14 protein-coding genes are annotated in these 14,815 nt (G+C 64.5%); 8 read left to right on the top strand and 6 right to left on the bottom strand.

All coding sequences use genetic code 11. The features are described 5' to 3' along the window. A partial coding sequence (locus OWC48_RS37300; protein WP_282524462.1) for a UDP binding domain-containing protein occupies nt 1-311 on the top strand: 311 nt, incomplete at its 5' end. Nucleotides 312-435: 124 nt separating this feature from the next. After that, nucleotides 436-1,320, top strand: coding sequence for an aldose 1-epimerase family protein (locus tag OWC48_RS37295; RefSeq protein WP_282524461.1), 885 nt, complete (start codon nt 436-438; stop codon nt 1,318-1,320). A 26-nt stretch (nt 1,321-1,346) separates the two neighbouring features. Here OWC48_RS37295 and OWC48_RS37290 read toward each other — a convergent pair whose 3' ends face one another. Both OWC48_RS37290 and OWC48_RS37285 read right to left on the bottom strand, forming a co-directional pair. Beyond that, nucleotides 1,347-2,195: an MBL fold metallo-hydrolase gene (locus tag OWC48_RS37290; RefSeq protein WP_063979729.1), complete on the bottom strand. Its 849-nt coding sequence runs from the start codon at nt 2,193-2,195 to the stop codon at nt 1,347-1,349. Between the two features lie 111 nt (nt 2,196-2,306). Next, nucleotides 2,307-3,464, bottom strand: coding sequence for an acyltransferase (locus OWC48_RS37285; protein ID WP_282524460.1), 1,158 nt, complete (start codon nt 3,462-3,464; stop codon nt 2,307-2,309). A 297-nt stretch (nt 3,465-3,761) separates the two neighbouring features. Between OWC48_RS37285 and OWC48_RS37280 the strand changes: the two genes are divergently transcribed. Further along, the gene (locus tag OWC48_RS37280; RefSeq protein ID WP_282524459.1) at nt 3,762-4,577 is read left to right on the top strand and encodes a response regulator transcription factor; all 816 of its coding nucleotides are present in this window, start codon (nt 3,762-3,764) and stop codon (nt 4,575-4,577) included. Here OWC48_RS37280 and OWC48_RS37275 read toward each other — a convergent pair. Then, on the bottom strand, nt 4,561-5,679 hold the full coding sequence (locus OWC48_RS37275) for a S9 family peptidase (RefSeq protein ID WP_282524458.1): 1,119 nt from the start codon (nt 5,677-5,679) through the stop codon (nt 4,561-4,563). The two genes, OWC48_RS37280 and OWC48_RS37275, sit on opposite strands and share 17 nt — an antisense overlap. Nucleotides 5,680-5,825: 146 nt before the next feature. Between OWC48_RS37275 and pgm the strand changes: the two genes are divergently transcribed. The 5 genes from pgm to OWC48_RS37250 all read left to right on the top strand — a co-directional run bounded on the left by pgm (nt 5,826) and on the right by OWC48_RS37250 (nt 11,259). After that, complete coding sequence (gene pgm, locus OWC48_RS37270) at nt 5,826-7,472, top strand: phosphoglucomutase (alpha-D-glucose-1,6-bisphosphate-dependent) (RefSeq protein ID WP_282524457.1); 1,647 nt, start codon at nt 5,826-5,828, stop codon at nt 7,470-7,472. Between the two features lie 289 nt (nt 7,473-7,761). Continuing rightward, a complete protein-coding gene (locus tag OWC48_RS37265) occupies nt 7,762-8,811 on the top strand; it encodes an aromatic ring-hydroxylating dioxygenase subunit alpha (protein WP_282524456.1) in 1,050 nt (349 codons plus the stop codon). A 5-nt stretch (nt 8,812-8,816) separates the two neighbouring features. Further along, nucleotides 8,817-9,578, top strand: coding sequence for a GntR family transcriptional regulator (locus OWC48_RS37260; RefSeq protein WP_282524455.1), 762 nt, complete (start codon nt 8,817-8,819; stop codon nt 9,576-9,578). Between the two features lie 10 nt (nt 9,579-9,588). Beyond that, the gene (locus tag OWC48_RS37255) at nt 9,589-10,569 is read left to right on the top strand and encodes a PDR/VanB family oxidoreductase (protein WP_282524454.1); all 981 of its coding nucleotides are present in this window, start codon (nt 9,589-9,591) and stop codon (nt 10,567-10,569) included. Nucleotides 10,570-10,647: 78 nt separating this feature from the next. Further along, complete coding sequence (locus OWC48_RS37250) at nt 10,648-11,259, top strand: DoxX family protein (protein ID WP_282524453.1); 612 nt, start codon at nt 10,648-10,650, stop codon at nt 11,257-11,259. A gap of 6 nt (nt 11,260-11,265) precedes the next feature. Here the strand turns inward: OWC48_RS37250 and OWC48_RS37245 are convergent, their stop codons facing one another. The 3 genes from OWC48_RS37245 to OWC48_RS37235 form a co-directional block, all read right to left on the bottom strand. Then, complete coding sequence (locus tag OWC48_RS37245) at nt 11,266-11,415, bottom strand: hypothetical protein (RefSeq protein ID WP_282524452.1); 150 nt, start codon at nt 11,413-11,415, stop codon at nt 11,266-11,268. Nucleotides 11,416-11,648: 233 nt separating this feature from the next. Further along, on the bottom strand, nt 11,649-13,610 hold the full coding sequence (locus OWC48_RS37240) for a bifunctional diguanylate cyclase/phosphodiesterase (protein WP_282524451.1): 1,962 nt from the start codon (nt 13,608-13,610) through the stop codon (nt 11,649-11,651). Nucleotides 13,611-13,816: 206 nt separating this feature from the next. Next, on the bottom strand, nt 13,817-14,785 hold the full coding sequence (locus OWC48_RS37235) for a GlxA family transcriptional regulator (RefSeq protein ID WP_282524450.1): 969 nt from the start codon (nt 14,783-14,785) through the stop codon (nt 13,817-13,819). Nucleotides 14,786-14,815 lie beyond the last annotated feature (30 nt).

Raw genomic sequence — 14,815 nt, 5'->3', positions numbered from 1 at the left:
CGATCCCGCTGGTCACCGGCCTGATCGACATGGGCGCGACGGTCAAGGCCTTCGATCCCGTCGGCATGGAGCAGGCCAAGGGCGAGCTGCCGAACATCACCTATTGCGAGGACGCCTATTCCTGCGCGCAAGGCGCCGATGCGCTCGTCATCGTCACCGAATGGGTGCAGTTCCGCGCGCTCGATCTCGGCCGGCTGAAGGCGGCCATGACCCAGCCCGTCGTGGTCGATCTCCGCAACATCTACCCGCCCGAAGAGATGCAAGCCGCCGGCTTCACCTACGAGAGCATCGGGCGATCGTCCCAGGCTTAAGCTAGTCGTTTGAAGTTCGGGTTCGCCCGCCTCATCCTGGGGCGGGCGGAATCGTTTTTGATGCGATATGATCCGGTCGCATCAGGTCGCCGCGTTTGGCCTCGTTGCCGCGATGGAGATTGTCATGACCGACGACACGCACACGATCCGCAGTGGCGGGCTCACCGCGACCATCAAGGCACACGGCGCCGAGCTGTGCTCGCTGAAGGACGACGGCGGTGTCGAATTTGTCTGGCAGGCGGGGCCGGCCTGGCCACGCCACGCGCCGCTGCTGTTTCCGATCGTCGGACGTCTCGCCAATGACGAAATGCGGCACCGGGGCAAGACCTACCGGATGACCCAGCACGGTTTTGCGCGCGACAGCCGGTTCGCGTGGGTAGAGCGCGGCGAGAACCGTTGCACGCTAGCGCTCGAAGACAGCGAGACAACGCGCGCACTCTATCCGTTCGCATTTCGCCTGACGGCCACCTATGCGATCGACGACGCCGGTCTCGATCTCTCGCTCACGGTGGTGAACACCGGCAAGGAGACATTGCCGGTGTCGCTCGGCGGCCATCCCGCCTTCAACTGGCCGCTTCAGCCTGGAATGTCGAAAGAGAGCTACGCGCTGACGTTCACGAACGAGGAGCCGTCTCCGGTTCGCCGTGTCGAGGGCGGACTCCTGCTCGCGGCAACGGATCCGAGCCCCGTCCGAGGCACCGTGCTTCCCTTGTCGGAATCCCTGTTCACCAATGACGCCGTCATCCTCGATCCCGTCAACAGCCATGCGGTCCGCTATGCGGCCGGGCAGGGGGCCGGGCCCTGGCTCAAAATGTCGTGGCGCGGCTTTCGCGAACTCGGCGTCTGGTCGAAACCGACAGGTGCGCCGTTCCTCTGCATCGAGCCCTGGCGCGGCTATGCCAGTCCCGTCGGTTTCGATGGCGAGTTCAGCGACAAGCCGGGTCTGATGCACATCGCGGCCGGCGCGAACGAAGACCTGTCGTACCGGATCGAGGTCGGGTCGTCCTGAAGCCGGCCTTCGCGTGCCTGTGGCTCTCAGACCTCGATCCGCGTGAGGTCCTCGCCGAGCACGACGGGACCCGCGTAGTCTCGGCGGACGTCCGCGAGAAGTGCGTTCAGCATGGAATCGTCAGTGCGCGGCCGGTGATGGGTCAGCGCGAGCTTCTTGACGCCGGCCTTGGCGGCGACCTTGCCGACCGTATCGCCGCAGGCGAGCGTGTATTTCGCGAGCCGGCGGAAGTGATCGTTGGTGATCTCAGGCGTCGCGAGAAAGCAGCACTGGACCAGCAGGTCGGCTCCCTGTGCCAGCCGCTCGAGACCGGGGCAGGGGACCGTGTCGCCGGAGATCGCTATGACCTTGCCCTCGGCTTCGAAGCGGAAGCCGAGACACATCCAGCGCGCGAGAAATGCCGGCGACATGTCGAGACCGTCGCCATGTGAGACGAGCTCGGCGCTGATCTTCCAGCGACCGGTGTCGAGGACGGGGCCGGGAATGATGTCCGTCGCGACGACCGGTTTCCAGCCGCCAAAAGTCGGCTCGCCCTGATCCCGCCAGGCGATGTCCTTGTCGTAGACCTGTGTGATCAGCGTGTTGACGAGCCGTTCGGTGTCGGGCGGACCGTATATGCGCAGATCGTCCTTGCGCCCATGCATCCATGAATTCAACATCACATCGTAGAGGTCGCCGATGTGGTCGAAGTGGTGATGGGTGAGAAAGACCGTGTTGATGGCGCCGAGCGGCACGCCGGCTTTGTGGAGCTGCACCATGACGCCGCGGCCCGCGTCGAACAGGATATTCTCCTCGCCGAGCCTGATCAGCGTGGTCGTCGCCATGCGGCGCGGGTCCGGGCGTGGGCCGCCGGTGCCGAGCAGTATGACTTCCATGGCGCCTACTCCAGCGTGAAGCCGGTCGACCTGATCACGCCGCCCCGGCGTGTCTGAAGATCTTTCGTGGCGTATTTTAGATTCGAAGGCGACAGCTAGACAAGTCGCGCGTTAGGGCAGACCGGCCGCAGTGGCAGCGATGGTCGGCCGGATCGGCGAGCGGTCCGATCCCGCGGACGTCAGGCGATGCGCAAGATCCTGCGCGCGCCGCTCGACCAGATGCCAGGTCGCGCGCGCGACGAGATAGCTGAGCGCGGCGGTGACGGCATAGGCGATCAGCAGCGAGACCAGTCCGTCCGCAAGCGGCCAGACCTGGCGCAGGCCGTAGATCACCGCGAAGTGCGACAGGTACATCGAATAGGAGTTGCGACCGAGCGTCTCGATCGGCCGGCAGCGGATCGCGAGGCGGATGCAACCGGCAACCAGCGCGCCGAGCACGAGGTTGATCATCAGGTAGTTGAATTCATGCGAGCCGGTCGCGCGGTCGGCGATGAAGGCGAGCGCGATGAAGACGGCGAAGATCGCGGCGTCCGACTTCGCAAAGCCGTCGCGCAGCGAGAAGAACAGCGCGCATCCCACGAGGAAGACCGGCAACTGGTTCAGGAAGCTGATGTGCAGCGCATTCCAGACAAAGGCCTCGTGGCCGGGCCCGTAATAGGCCGAGAACAGCGCGAACGCCCACGGCTTGAACAGGCAGACATTGACGAGATGCAGCACGATCGCGAGCGCAAGATAGAGATGGCGGCGCGATCCGAAGGCCGTGATCACCAAGGGGAAGACGAGATAGAACGTCATTTCCGCCGCGATCGACCAGTCGCCCGGCACGACGCTGTTGACGCTGTCCGGCCAGAAGCCGTGCAGGAACGTCGCGGTCAGGATCACCTGGAGCGGCCCGATGCCGTGGGGCGCGTTGTAGCTCGGCCCCGTGCCGTTGACGAGCAGGTAGAGCGGGATCGCGAGCCAGAACAGCGGCGCGATTCGCAAGGCACGCCGGATGTAGAATTTGCGCGTCGGGTCGGTTTCGGTGCGCTGCGTCCACATCAGGCACATCGTCATGGCGCTGACGAAGTAGAATACGTTGACGCCGGTCCAGCCGCACATGAAGGCGAAGTCGATGGCGTGGATCCTTGATGGAAAAGACTGTGAGACGTGGATCGCCATCACGCCGACGATGGCCATGCCGCGCAGGACGTCGAGCGTGTGCGAACGACCGAAAGGCGTTGTACCTTGCTCGGGTCGTTCGGCGGCCAACCGGGCCTGCCCCTGCATCACGCCTGCTCCGTGGTTTCGCATCTGCAAGCGGAGACCATAGAGACGCGACCGGCTTTTCCGAAGCAGAAGCCTTTCTTTACGTTAACCAGCGGTTGAGTCCGATGCCGAATTTACGGGATCGGCGGCGTCGAGGGGGCCGGCCGGCGCTTGCACGAGCCACGCCGGCACAATGATGCGCGCGATGAGAATTGTGGGCCAATTCATACTTAATACGCCAATACCATGACCAATATTGTTCGGGCAGCACAACACGCCTAGTATTCCAGCAGGCAATTTCGGGGGCTCGAATAAGTCGTGAATGGTCGTTCACAGGACAGTGCGCTGCGCGACGACTTGAACTTTCAAGCCGCGCCACAAGCACACAGGACATCCAACAACGTGGTTGATTCCGCACGTCAGGAATTGAGGCCTGCCGGCCGCGAGCGGCTGATCGTCGTCGAAGACGATCCCGTGACGCGGACGATGCTGGTCGGCTATTTCAACGAGAACAATTTCGACGTGGTCGGCGCCGGCTCCTGCGCGGAATGCCGCCAGGCGCTGCGCTCGCGCACCGATCTCGTCTTCCTCGACGTGCAGTTGCCTGACGGCGACGGCTTCGAGCTCGCCAAGGAGATCCAGGCGACCAGCAACGCGGGCATCATCTTCGTGACGCGCCGCGACACCGACGTCGATCGCATCCTCGGCCTCGAGATCGCCGGCGACCATTACGTCACCAAGCCGATCAATCTGCGCGACCTGCTCGCGCGCGCGCGCAGCGTGCTGCGGCGGCGCTCGATCGACCGCAAGGCGGCGCGCAACCACAATTCGATCGCCTTCGGCGACTGGATCATCGACCTGACCCGGCGCGAGCTGCTCGGCAGTGACGGCAAGCCGGTGGCCTTGACGCGCGCCGAGTTCGACCTGCTGGCGGCGCTGGTCGGCGCCGACGGCCGGCCGCTCAGCCGCGATTATCTGATCGAGGTCGTCAGCAACCGCCAGGCCGAGGTCGATATCCGCACGGTCGATGCGCTGGTGGCGCGGCTGCGCCGCAAGCTCGTCGGCAGCGGCACGCCCGTGATCGCGACCGTCACCGGCGTCGGCTACAAGCTCGCGCTCAGCGAGCGGCTCTAGTCGTTCCGGCCAGCTGGTCATCGACCGCATACAGCGTGCAGGTCGGTGACCATTTCATGCAGGCGCCAAGCGAATCGCGCCGGGCCTCGTCGGCGGTGGTGCGCCCCGAGCGCCAGCCGTAACCGCCGTTCGGCGACACCGCAAAAGCCTTGTGCGGCATGGTGCTGGCGAGATAGCGCGAGAATTCGGCGCGCGCGGCCTCGTTGAGCTGGCCCGGCGGCGGCAGCGGATCGGGAAGGCTCAGGATGTCATGGCCGAGCCCGCGCTCGCGTAGGAAGGCGTCGAGATAGGGCGTCCATTGCGGCCGGCCCACCACCGAATAGAGATAGTGGCCGTCGTCGCCGTAAGGCGGCGCCGCAATGAATTTCGCGTGACCGCCATTGCCGCGAAATCCGTCATAGAGGCGGCGCGCGAGATCGGGACCGAAGAACGAGTCGTTGGCCGCATAGACCCACAGCATCGGCACGCGCGAGGTCTTGCCGAACGTGGCGAAGGCCTGCGCCAGCCCATCCTCGTTGCAGACGTCGTCGTCATCCCGCGAGCCGCGGCCGCCGGCAAAGCTGATCGCGGCGACGAGACCACTCGGTGCCTGCGCGGTCAGCGCGACGGTGGCGAGCCCGCCGGCGGAATGGCCGGCTGCGATCATGCCCGATGTCGTGACGTCGGCCCTGCGCCCCATCGCGTCGATCGCGGCGCGCAAGTCCGCGACCGCAACCGCCGCCGCCGGCAGATAGGCGGCATTCGCGCAACCGCCGACGCTGTCGACGCGTCCGCCGGGCGAGGTGCCGTAGCCGCGCCGCATCACGATCAGCGCGGCAAAGCCGCGCCGGGCATATTCGAGCGCGATCCCGTAATATTTGTGCGCCGACATGGTCGCGCGGTCGTCGAAACTGCGCGGCGAGCCGTGGCTGAGCAGCGCGAGCGGATAGCGCTTCGTTCCGGCCGGCCGGACCAGAAAGGCCTCCAGCCCCTGCGGCCCGGCCTCCGTCATCGGAATGCGCAGGTCTTCCGTGTAGAACTCCGCGGCCATCGCATCGGGCACGATACCAGCCGTCGCAAGCCAGGCCATCAGAACAACCAAGAGCCTGTGAAACAGCGTCATGCCCCGACTCGAAAAAGCCCCGATCTGAAAGACCATAGCATGATCTCAGGAACGGCCAGCCCGCCGCGGGTGTTGTGCCCTTGGCGGGGGCCCGGCCGATGCTATGGTATTCCACAAACTCTGCACGACAGGACGAGGATATTTCAGTGGCTGATGTTGATCCCGCGGCGGGCAAGCTGGTCTCGCCGGACGCGCTCACCAACGTTCCGCGGCTGGTGACGGCCTATTTCGCCGGCAAGCCCGATGTCGGCGATCCCGCGCAGCGGGTGGCGTTCGGAACCTCCGGCCATCGCGGCACGTCGTTCAAGAACAGCTTCAACGAGGGCCACATCCTCGCGACCACGCAGGCGATTTGTGACTACCGAACAGAAAAGGGCCTGACCGGTCCGCTCTTCATCGGCATCGACACCCATGCGCTGGCCGAGCCGGCGCTGGTCAGCGCCGTCGAGGTGTTCGCCGCCAACGGCGTCGACATCATGATCGACAAGGACGGCGGCTACAGCCCGACGCCTGTCATCTCGCACGCGATCCTGACCTACAACAAGGGCCGGACTAGCGGCCTTGCCGACGGCGTCGTCGTCACGCCCTCGCACAATCCCCCCGAGGACGGCGGCTACAAATACAATCCGCCGCATGGCGGCCCGGCCGACACCGACGCGACCTCCGTCATCGAGAAGCGTGCCAACGCCTATCTCGCCGACGGCCTGAAGGGCGTGAAGCGCATCGACTACGCCAAGGCGCGCAAATCCGCGAACGTGCACGCCTACGACTTCATCACGCCCTACGTCGCCGATCTCGGCAATGTCGTCGATCTCGATCTCGTCAAATCCGCCGGCATCAATATCGGCATCGATCCGCTCGGCGGTGCCGCCGTGCATTACTGGCATCCGATCATCGAGCGCTACGGCCTGAAGGCCACCGTCGTGAACGAGGCGATCGATCCGACCTTCCGCTTCATGACGGTCGACTGGGACGGCAAGATACGCATGGATTGCTCCTCGCCCTACGCGATGGCGAGCCTGATCGCGATGCGCGACCGCTTCGACGTCGCCTTTGCCAACGACACCGATGCCGACCGCCACGGCATCGTGACGCGCACCGGCGGCCTGATGAATCCGAACCATTACCTTGCGACCGCGATCGCCTATTTGTTCGCGAACCGCCCGAACTGGAGCAAGGATGCCGCGATCGGCAAGACCGTGGTGTCGAGCTCGATCATCGACCGTGTCGCGAAAAAACTCGGCCGCAAGCTGGTCGAAACGCCGGTCGGCTTCAAATGGTTCGTCGACGGCCTCCTCACGGGCGGCTTCGGCTTCGGCGGCGAGGAGAGTGCAGGGGCCTCGTTCCTGCGCCGCGACGGCGGGGTGTGGACCACCGACAAGGACGGCATCATCCTCGGCCTGCTTGCAGCCGAGATCATGGCCAAGACCGGCCGCGATCCCAGCCAGCTCTTCAACGACCTCACCGCGGAGCTCGGCGTGCCGCACTATGCGCGCATCGACGTCGCCGCCACCGTGCCCCAGAAGAACATCCTCAAATCCGTCACGCCCGAGCAGCTCGGCCTCAAGGACCTCGCCGGTGATCCCGTCCGCGCCACGCTGAGCAAGGCGCCGGGCAACGGCCAGCCGTTCGGCGGCATCAAGGTCGAAACCGATTTCGGCTGGTTCGCCGCAAGGCCGTCGGGGACCGAGGACGTCTACAAGATCTACGCGGAAAGTTTCCGCAGCACCGAGCACCTGAAGCGGATCCAGGAAGAAGCCCAGGCGGGCCTGAAGAAGGTGTTCGGGGTGTAGGGGCCGACGCAGCGCCGTCACGGCCTCTCCAAGGAAGGGCTCGCCGCATCAACAGGTGTCATCACCCGCGAAAGCGGGTGATCCAGTACGCCGCAGCCGAAGTTGTGTGAACCCAATATCTGCCGCGGAGTACTGGATTCCCCGCTTTCGCGGGGAATGACGAGTGGTTAAATCTGTATACATAAATTGATTTGGAGGTAATTAGATACGCAATATTCGGCCTTGAACGATTCTATCCCTTTGCTATTGTATACATAACGTATTCATAAAGCCTTTGGGAGAGCGACCCGTGACAAAACCCTTCCCGATGAACGCCTGGTACGCCGCGGCCTGGGACGCGGACGTCAAGCCGGCGCTGTTGCCGCGGACGATCTGCGGCAAGCACGTCGTGATGTACCGCAAGGCCGACGGCTCGGTGGCCGCGCTGGAGGATGCCTGCTGGCACCGGCTGGTGCCGCTGTCCAAGGGCCGGCTGGAAGGCGACACCGTCGTCTGCGGCTATCACGGCCTGAAATACAATTCGCAGGGGCGCTGCACCTTCATGCCCTCGCAGGAGACCATCAATCCGTCGGCCTGCGTCCGCGCCTATCCCGTGGTCGAGCGTCACCGCTACATCTGGCTCTGGATGGGCGACCCCGCGCTCGCCGATCCCGCGCTCGTTCCTGACATGCACTGGAATCACGATCCGGCCTGGGCCGGCGATGGCAAGACCATCCACGTCAATTGCGACTACCGCCTCGTGCTCGACAATCTCATGGACCTCACCCACGAGACCTTCGTCCATGGTTCCTCGATCGGCAACGATGCGGTCGCCGAGGCGCCGTTCGACGTCACCCATGGCGAGAAGACGGTGACGGTGACGCGCTGGATGCGCGGCATCGAGGCGCCGCCGTTCTGGGCCAAACAGCTCGGCAAGCCCGGCCTCGTCGACCGCTGGCAGATCATCCGCTTCGAAGCCCCGTGCACGATCGCGATCGATGTCGGCGTGGCGCCGACAGGCACCGGCGCGCCGGAAGGCGACCGCTCGCAGGGCGTCAACGGTTTCGTGCTCAACACCATCACGCCGGAGACCGAGAAGACCTGCCACTATTTCTGGGCGTTCGTCCGCAACTATCAGATCGGCGAGCAGCGCATCACCACCGAGATCCGCGACGGTGTCTCCGGCATCTTCCACGAGGATGAGCTGATCCTCGAGGCGCAGCAGCGCGCCATGGACGAGAACCCCGATCGCATCTTCTACAACCTCAACATCGACGCCGGTGCGATGTGGACGCGCAAGCTGATCGACAGGATGGTGGCGAAGGAAAACCCGCCGCAGCAGCTCCAGGCCGCGGAGTAGGCCAGGTGAAAGCAGCGCCCGAGCGAGAGGTCGACCGCTCCGTCTCGCAGACCGTGAAGGCGCAGCTCGCGCTGCGCGACCAGATCCTGTCGGGTCGCTTACGGCCCGGCGAGCGCATCTCCGAGCTCCAGGCGGTGGAGACAACCGGCGCCTCGCGCACCCCGGTGCGCATGGCGCTGGTGCGGCTCGAGGAGGAAGGCTTGCTGGAGGCGATTCCCTCCGGCGGCTTCATGGTGAAGGCGTTTTCCGAGCGCGACATCTCCGATTCCATCGAGCTGCGCGGAACGCTGGAAGGGCTCGCCGCGCGCTTCGCCGCCGAGCGCGGCGTTTCCGCGCGTGAGCTCGAACCGCTCAAGGAATGTCTTGGCGCGATCGACGAATTACTCCGCCAGGTGCCGATCTCGGTCGATGCCTTCTCGTCCTATGTCACGCTGAACGCGCGCTTCCACGCGGTGCTCACGGAATTGTCGCGCAGCCCGCCGCTGATCCGGCAGATCGACCGCGCCTCGGCCCTACCGTTCGCCTCGCCCAGCGGTTTCGTGATGGCGCAATCGGCGCTGCCCGAGGCACAGCAGATTCTGATCATCGGGCAGGAGCACCATCGCGTCGTGATCGACGCCATCGAGAATCGCGAAGGCGCCCGCGCCGAAGCCGTGATGCGCGAGCATGCGCGGCTCGCGGTGCGAAACTTGCGGCTTGCGCTGCGCAACCGCACCCATCTCGACCTCTTGCCGGCGCTCGCGCTGATCAAGACCGCAACCGACTAAGGCCGTCACCATGCGCTTCATCGAAACCTGGATTCCCGCAACGCTCGTCGCGACGCGCGATCTTGCGCCGGGCATCCGCGAATTCCTGATCCTGCCGGATCAGTTCGACGGCACAGCCTATCCGGTCGGCAGCCACATCAATATCAGCGTGACCATCGACGGCCTGCCGGAGACGCGATCCTATTCGCTGGTCGGCGAGGCGTCCTCGCGCGGTTTCAAGATCGCGGTGCGCCGCGCCGATGATTCCCGCGGCGGCTCGCGCTATATGTGGCAGCTCACGCCAGGCGCCCGGCTCGACATCACGCGGCCGGCTTCGCTGCTCGCGGTCGACTGGGCCCGCGAAAACTACTGCCTGGTCGCCGGCGGCATCGGTATCACGCCGATCCTCGGCGCCGCGCAGGCGCTGGCGCGCCGTGGGGCCGATGTCACGCTGCATTATGCCGTGCGCTCGCGCGCTGATGCAGCCTATCTCGACGATCTCGCCAAAATGCTCGGTGAGCGCCTGGTCGTTCACGCGAGCGACGAGGGCCGGCGGCTCGACCTCGATGCGCTGTTCGGATCATTGCCGCAAGGTGCGCTGGCGTTGTTCTGCGGCCCGATGCGGATGCTGGATGCCGCGCGCCACGCCTGGATCGGCGCCGGCCATCCGCTTCCCGATCTTCGCTACGAGACCTTCGGCTCCAGCGGCACGCTGCCGACCGAGACGTTTCGCGTGCGCCTGAAGGGAACCGATGTCGAGCTCGAAATCCCGCGCGAGCGCTCGATGCTTGATGTGCTCAATGCCAGCGGGCATGACGTGATGTACGACTGCAAGCGCGGCGAATGCGGCCTGTGCGCCATCGACGTGGTCGAGGTCGACGGCGAGATCGACCATCGCGACGTCTTCTTCAGCGATCACCAGAAGCAAAGCAACCAGAAGATCTGCGCCTGCGTCTCCCGCGCCCGCGGCACCATCACCGTGGACACGCTGCTGCGGGCGGATGCGGTCTGACCGGGGCTGGAAGGCATACTCGGAAAACGCGATCAGCCTGAGCGCATGCGTATCCGCTCTCCTCTCGGGAGTAGACGGGTGCAGGTCGTCCTGGCGAGGCAGCTAAGGGCGGTGACGAAGCGGGCTTCGTTTGCAGCGTCAACGGGCCGGTTAGAGCGCTTCGTGCGGTCCACCAATCATGATAGGTTTGCTCTCGGCAATAAAAATGTTCAGCCGGTCTTGGACAGCAAGGGTGGAGGTTCTGCCATGAAATCCAATTCTGTCTCGCTGGCAGTCGATGAGTTCGCCACAGGGCAAGCTGACGCGCTGATCTTGATCGGCCGAATTCTCCTCGCGTGGGTATTCGTCGGAAGCGCGTATGGAGCAATATCCAACTTCAACGGCTCTGTGGGTTATTTCAGGTCCCTGAACCTTCCAGCGCCTGAGCTGTTCACGATGACGAACATCGTACTGGAAGTATTGATATCCGTTGGTTTGATATTGGGCGTCGGTACGCGCTACTGCGCAATTCTGACGTTTGTGTTCGTATTGGCGGCAACGGCTATTGCGCACCGCTACTGGGAGTATCCCGCGGGTGCGCAGCAGATCGGTCAATACAACCACTTCTTGAAGAATGTCTCGATCATGGGAGGCGCGATGTTGATCTTCGTCACCGGGGCAGGCCGGTTCAGTTTCGATCGGGCATCGTAGCCGACATCACTCCAAGTCGGGCTTGAAAGCTTCCTCTATCACGCGGCGGATGCCCTTTAAGAGCTGCTTCAGGGTCTTGCTCACGAGGGCGAAGAGAAGCATCAGCCATGTCGCAAGCGCGGCACACCACAGCACGACTTCCAATATCTCAGGCATAATGATGCCCCTCAAAAAATAATTACTCTGAAATGCGGCAAGTGTTGCTTAATGGAGCCGACACGGCAAGTCGTCTTGAGAGTGGTGGCGCGCCGAAACACTCGGAAAACGCACTCAGAACAGCGGGTGGCTTTAGGTCAGGGAAGCAGACTAACCCTATGACCGCGAAGACTGGCGCGGGGTGCAGAACCTGCCTGGCCGCGATGACCGCCTCACATTTGCGAGTATATGCCCTACGCCGCGTAGGTCGCCCGCAGCTTCTTCGTGGTCAACAGCGCCAGAACGCCATCGGCCGACACCGGCCGGCTGATCAGATAGCCCTGCGCTTCGTCGCAACCGAACTGGCGCAGAAACTCGAGCTGGTCGGCGGTCTCGACGCCTTCCGCAACCACGCCGATGCGCAGGTCGCGCGCCAGCGAGATCACAGACTTCACGATCGCGGCGCAGTCGGGCTGCACCAGCATGTCGCGGATGAAGGACTGGTCGATCTTGATCCGGCTGAACGGCAGCTTGCGCAGATAGGTCAGCGAGGAGAAGCCGGTGCCGAAATCGTCCAGGGCCACCGTGATGCCGAGCTCGAGCAGCGCGTTCAGGATTGATGCCGCCGAGCCGTATTTCGACAGCAGCATCGATTCCGTGATCTCGACCTCGAGCCGGTGCGGGGCGACCTTCGCGTCCGCGAGCGCCTGCACGATGGTCTGGAGGATACCGGTGCTGTGAAACTGCGCGGCAGAGAAGTTCACGGCGACCCTGATGTCTTCCGGCCAGTCCGAAAGCGTCGCGCAGGCGCGCCGGATCACCCATTCGCCGATCTCGTGGATCAGCCCGGTCTCCTCGGCGATCGGAATGAATTCGCTCGGCGGCACCAGTCCACGCCGGGGATGCTGCCAGCGCAGCAGCGCCTCGAAGCCGGTGATGCGGTTCGCTGCCAGGTCGAGGAACGGCTGGAACACCAGGAACAGCTCGCCCCTGGCGATGGCGCCTTCGAGGTCCGCTTGCAGCGCCTTGCGATCGCGTGACACCCTGTCATCGGCTTCCTCGAAGAAGCAGACCGTGCCGGGACCCGCCTTCTTGGCGCGATACAGCGCGGCGTCGGCATTCTTCATGATGTCGAGTTGCGTGGTGCCGTCGCGCGGCGCCAGCACGATGCCGACGCTGGTCGCGCCGACGATCTGGCGGCCCTCGATCTGGAACGGTTCGTCGAAGGCCGCGACGAAGCGTTCGGCGATCTCGAGCGCATCCTCGGGCCGCGCCAGATTGGCCATCACCAGCGCGAACTCGTCGCCGCCAATTCGTGCGGCGTGCTCGGCGGCGCGCGTGCAGCGTTGCAGCCGGCTTGCGACCTGGACCAGGAATTCGTCGCCGGCGGGGTGGCCGAACTTGTCGTTGACCTCCTTGAAGCGGTCGAGATCGAGCAGGAGCACCGCGAACTCCTCGCCGGACAGGGCCATCCGCCTGAGTGCTGCTTCGAGCGTCTCGTTAAAGGCGAAGCGGTTGGGCAACAGCGTGAGGGGATCCTGCCGGACCGTGCGCTCGGCCTCGATCTGGCGGATCACGCGCCGCGCGAACGCGAATGAATTGACGAACACCGCGCGCAGCAGCACGCTGCCGTAAACCACCACCAGGATGGCCATCAGCACATAGGCGGGATCGCCGTCGCGGCCGAGGCAGATGGCGATGCCGACGAAGATCGGGCTGGTGAAGGCGATGGCCGCAATCGGGATCGTGGCGAAGGCCAGCGCGCCGCCGGCCAGCATTCCCGAGCAAAGGCAGGTGATGACGAGCTGGCCGCCGGTCGCGGCATTCGCGAAGAAGGCGACCGGGACGATGCCCCAGGCAACGCCGAGCACGAAGGCGTTGCGCACCAGCCGATGCATCGCGCGGCGCGAAACGAATTGCGGCTTTGTGATCCGGCGCGAGGCGTGGGATTGCAAGCCGAATGCAATCGCGGCGCCGGCCACGATCGCGGCCCAGGCCAACGCAAACTTCCAGTCCGGCGAATGCCAGAGCGCGATGGCGAGCACGGCTGCGTTGCAGGCATTGGCAAGCATGATGCCGACGGAGTAGCCGAGCACCAGTGACATCTGATCGGCGCGGATGTGTCCGGCGACGGCTTCATCGGTTGCTGGACCGCCAAAGGCCGACAGATCGCCGGCGAACAGCCGCGCGAAATAGCTGGTCATTTGAGTCCGCATTCGAGGGCCTAGCAGCATGGGCCGTTTGTCCGGCTCGATCAGGAGGATTCGCTGCAAACCTTTGACGAAATATGAATTATCCCCGCTGGCCACGATCGCCGTGGCCACTTCTGCGTGTTCAAGCGAGGGTATCGATAACAAATCGATACAAATGCGGCGCCCCACGTTACGGCTGTAACGGAAGGCCTGTTGCCAGGGCCCGCGTGCTATCCAATTTCGGCAGGCCGCGGATCAGCGATCGCCTCCAGCCGCGCGTGACGCCGCAGCACCTGTGGTGGCTGTCCGAACGCTCTCAGGAAGGCGCGGCGCATGTGGTCGCGGTCACTGAAACCGGTCTGGCGAGCGACGATTTCGATCGAATGACGACTCTGCTCCATCAGGTCGCGCGCGGCCTCGACCCTCAAATTTTCGATCGCCTTGGCGGGCGACTGACCGGTCTCGGCGTGGAATGCCCGGCTGAATTGGCGTGGGCTGAGATGAGCCGCATTGGCGAGCTCGGGGACCGTCAGCGGCTTGTGCAAATTTTCCCGCGCGTAGGCGAGTGCCGTTTGAATGCGATCCGACTTCGGCGACAGTTCGAGCAGCGCGGAAAATTGCGACTGTCCGCCGCCACGGCGATGATAGACGACCAGCTTGCGAGCCACGGATTTCGCGAGTTCCGCTCCAAGGTCGTTCTCGATCAGCGCGAGGCCGAGGTCGATGCCGGCTGTCATCCCTGCCGACGTCCAGATCGCCCCGTCGTTGATGAAGATCCGGTCCTCATCCATCTTCACGTCCGGAAATCGCTTTTGCAGATCCCGCGCATGCATCCAGTGCGTCGTGGCGCGCCGTCCGTTGAGCAGGCCGGCTTCCGCGAGCACGAATGCTCCGGTGCAGACCGCGGCGATGCGGCGGTGCCGCTTGGGCGCGTCTTTCGTGAACGCGACCAGACCCGGTGTCGACGGCACCGAGGTGTCGCCACCGCCGATCACGAGCGTGTCGAACGGCTTGTCGGTAAAGGGCTCGCTGTCGAGCATCAAGCCGGCCGAGGTTCTGACCTTTCCCCCGTGCTCGGAGACGAAGTGGAGGTCGTAAAGCGGCTCGTCCGCCAGCATGTTGGCGACCTCGAAACCCGTGACCACGGCCAGCGCCATCACGGAATAGCCGGGGTACACAACGAACGCGATGTCACGCATGGGGCGGCGATGTCCGAATTGGATGTCCTA

It is taken from the genome of Bradyrhizobium sp. Arg816 (genome assembly GCF_029989365.1).
In the GTDB taxonomy this organism is placed as follows: domain Bacteria; phylum Pseudomonadota; class Alphaproteobacteria; order Rhizobiales; family Xanthobacteraceae; genus Bradyrhizobium.
This window is presented reverse-complemented; position numbering and strand designations above follow the sequence as displayed.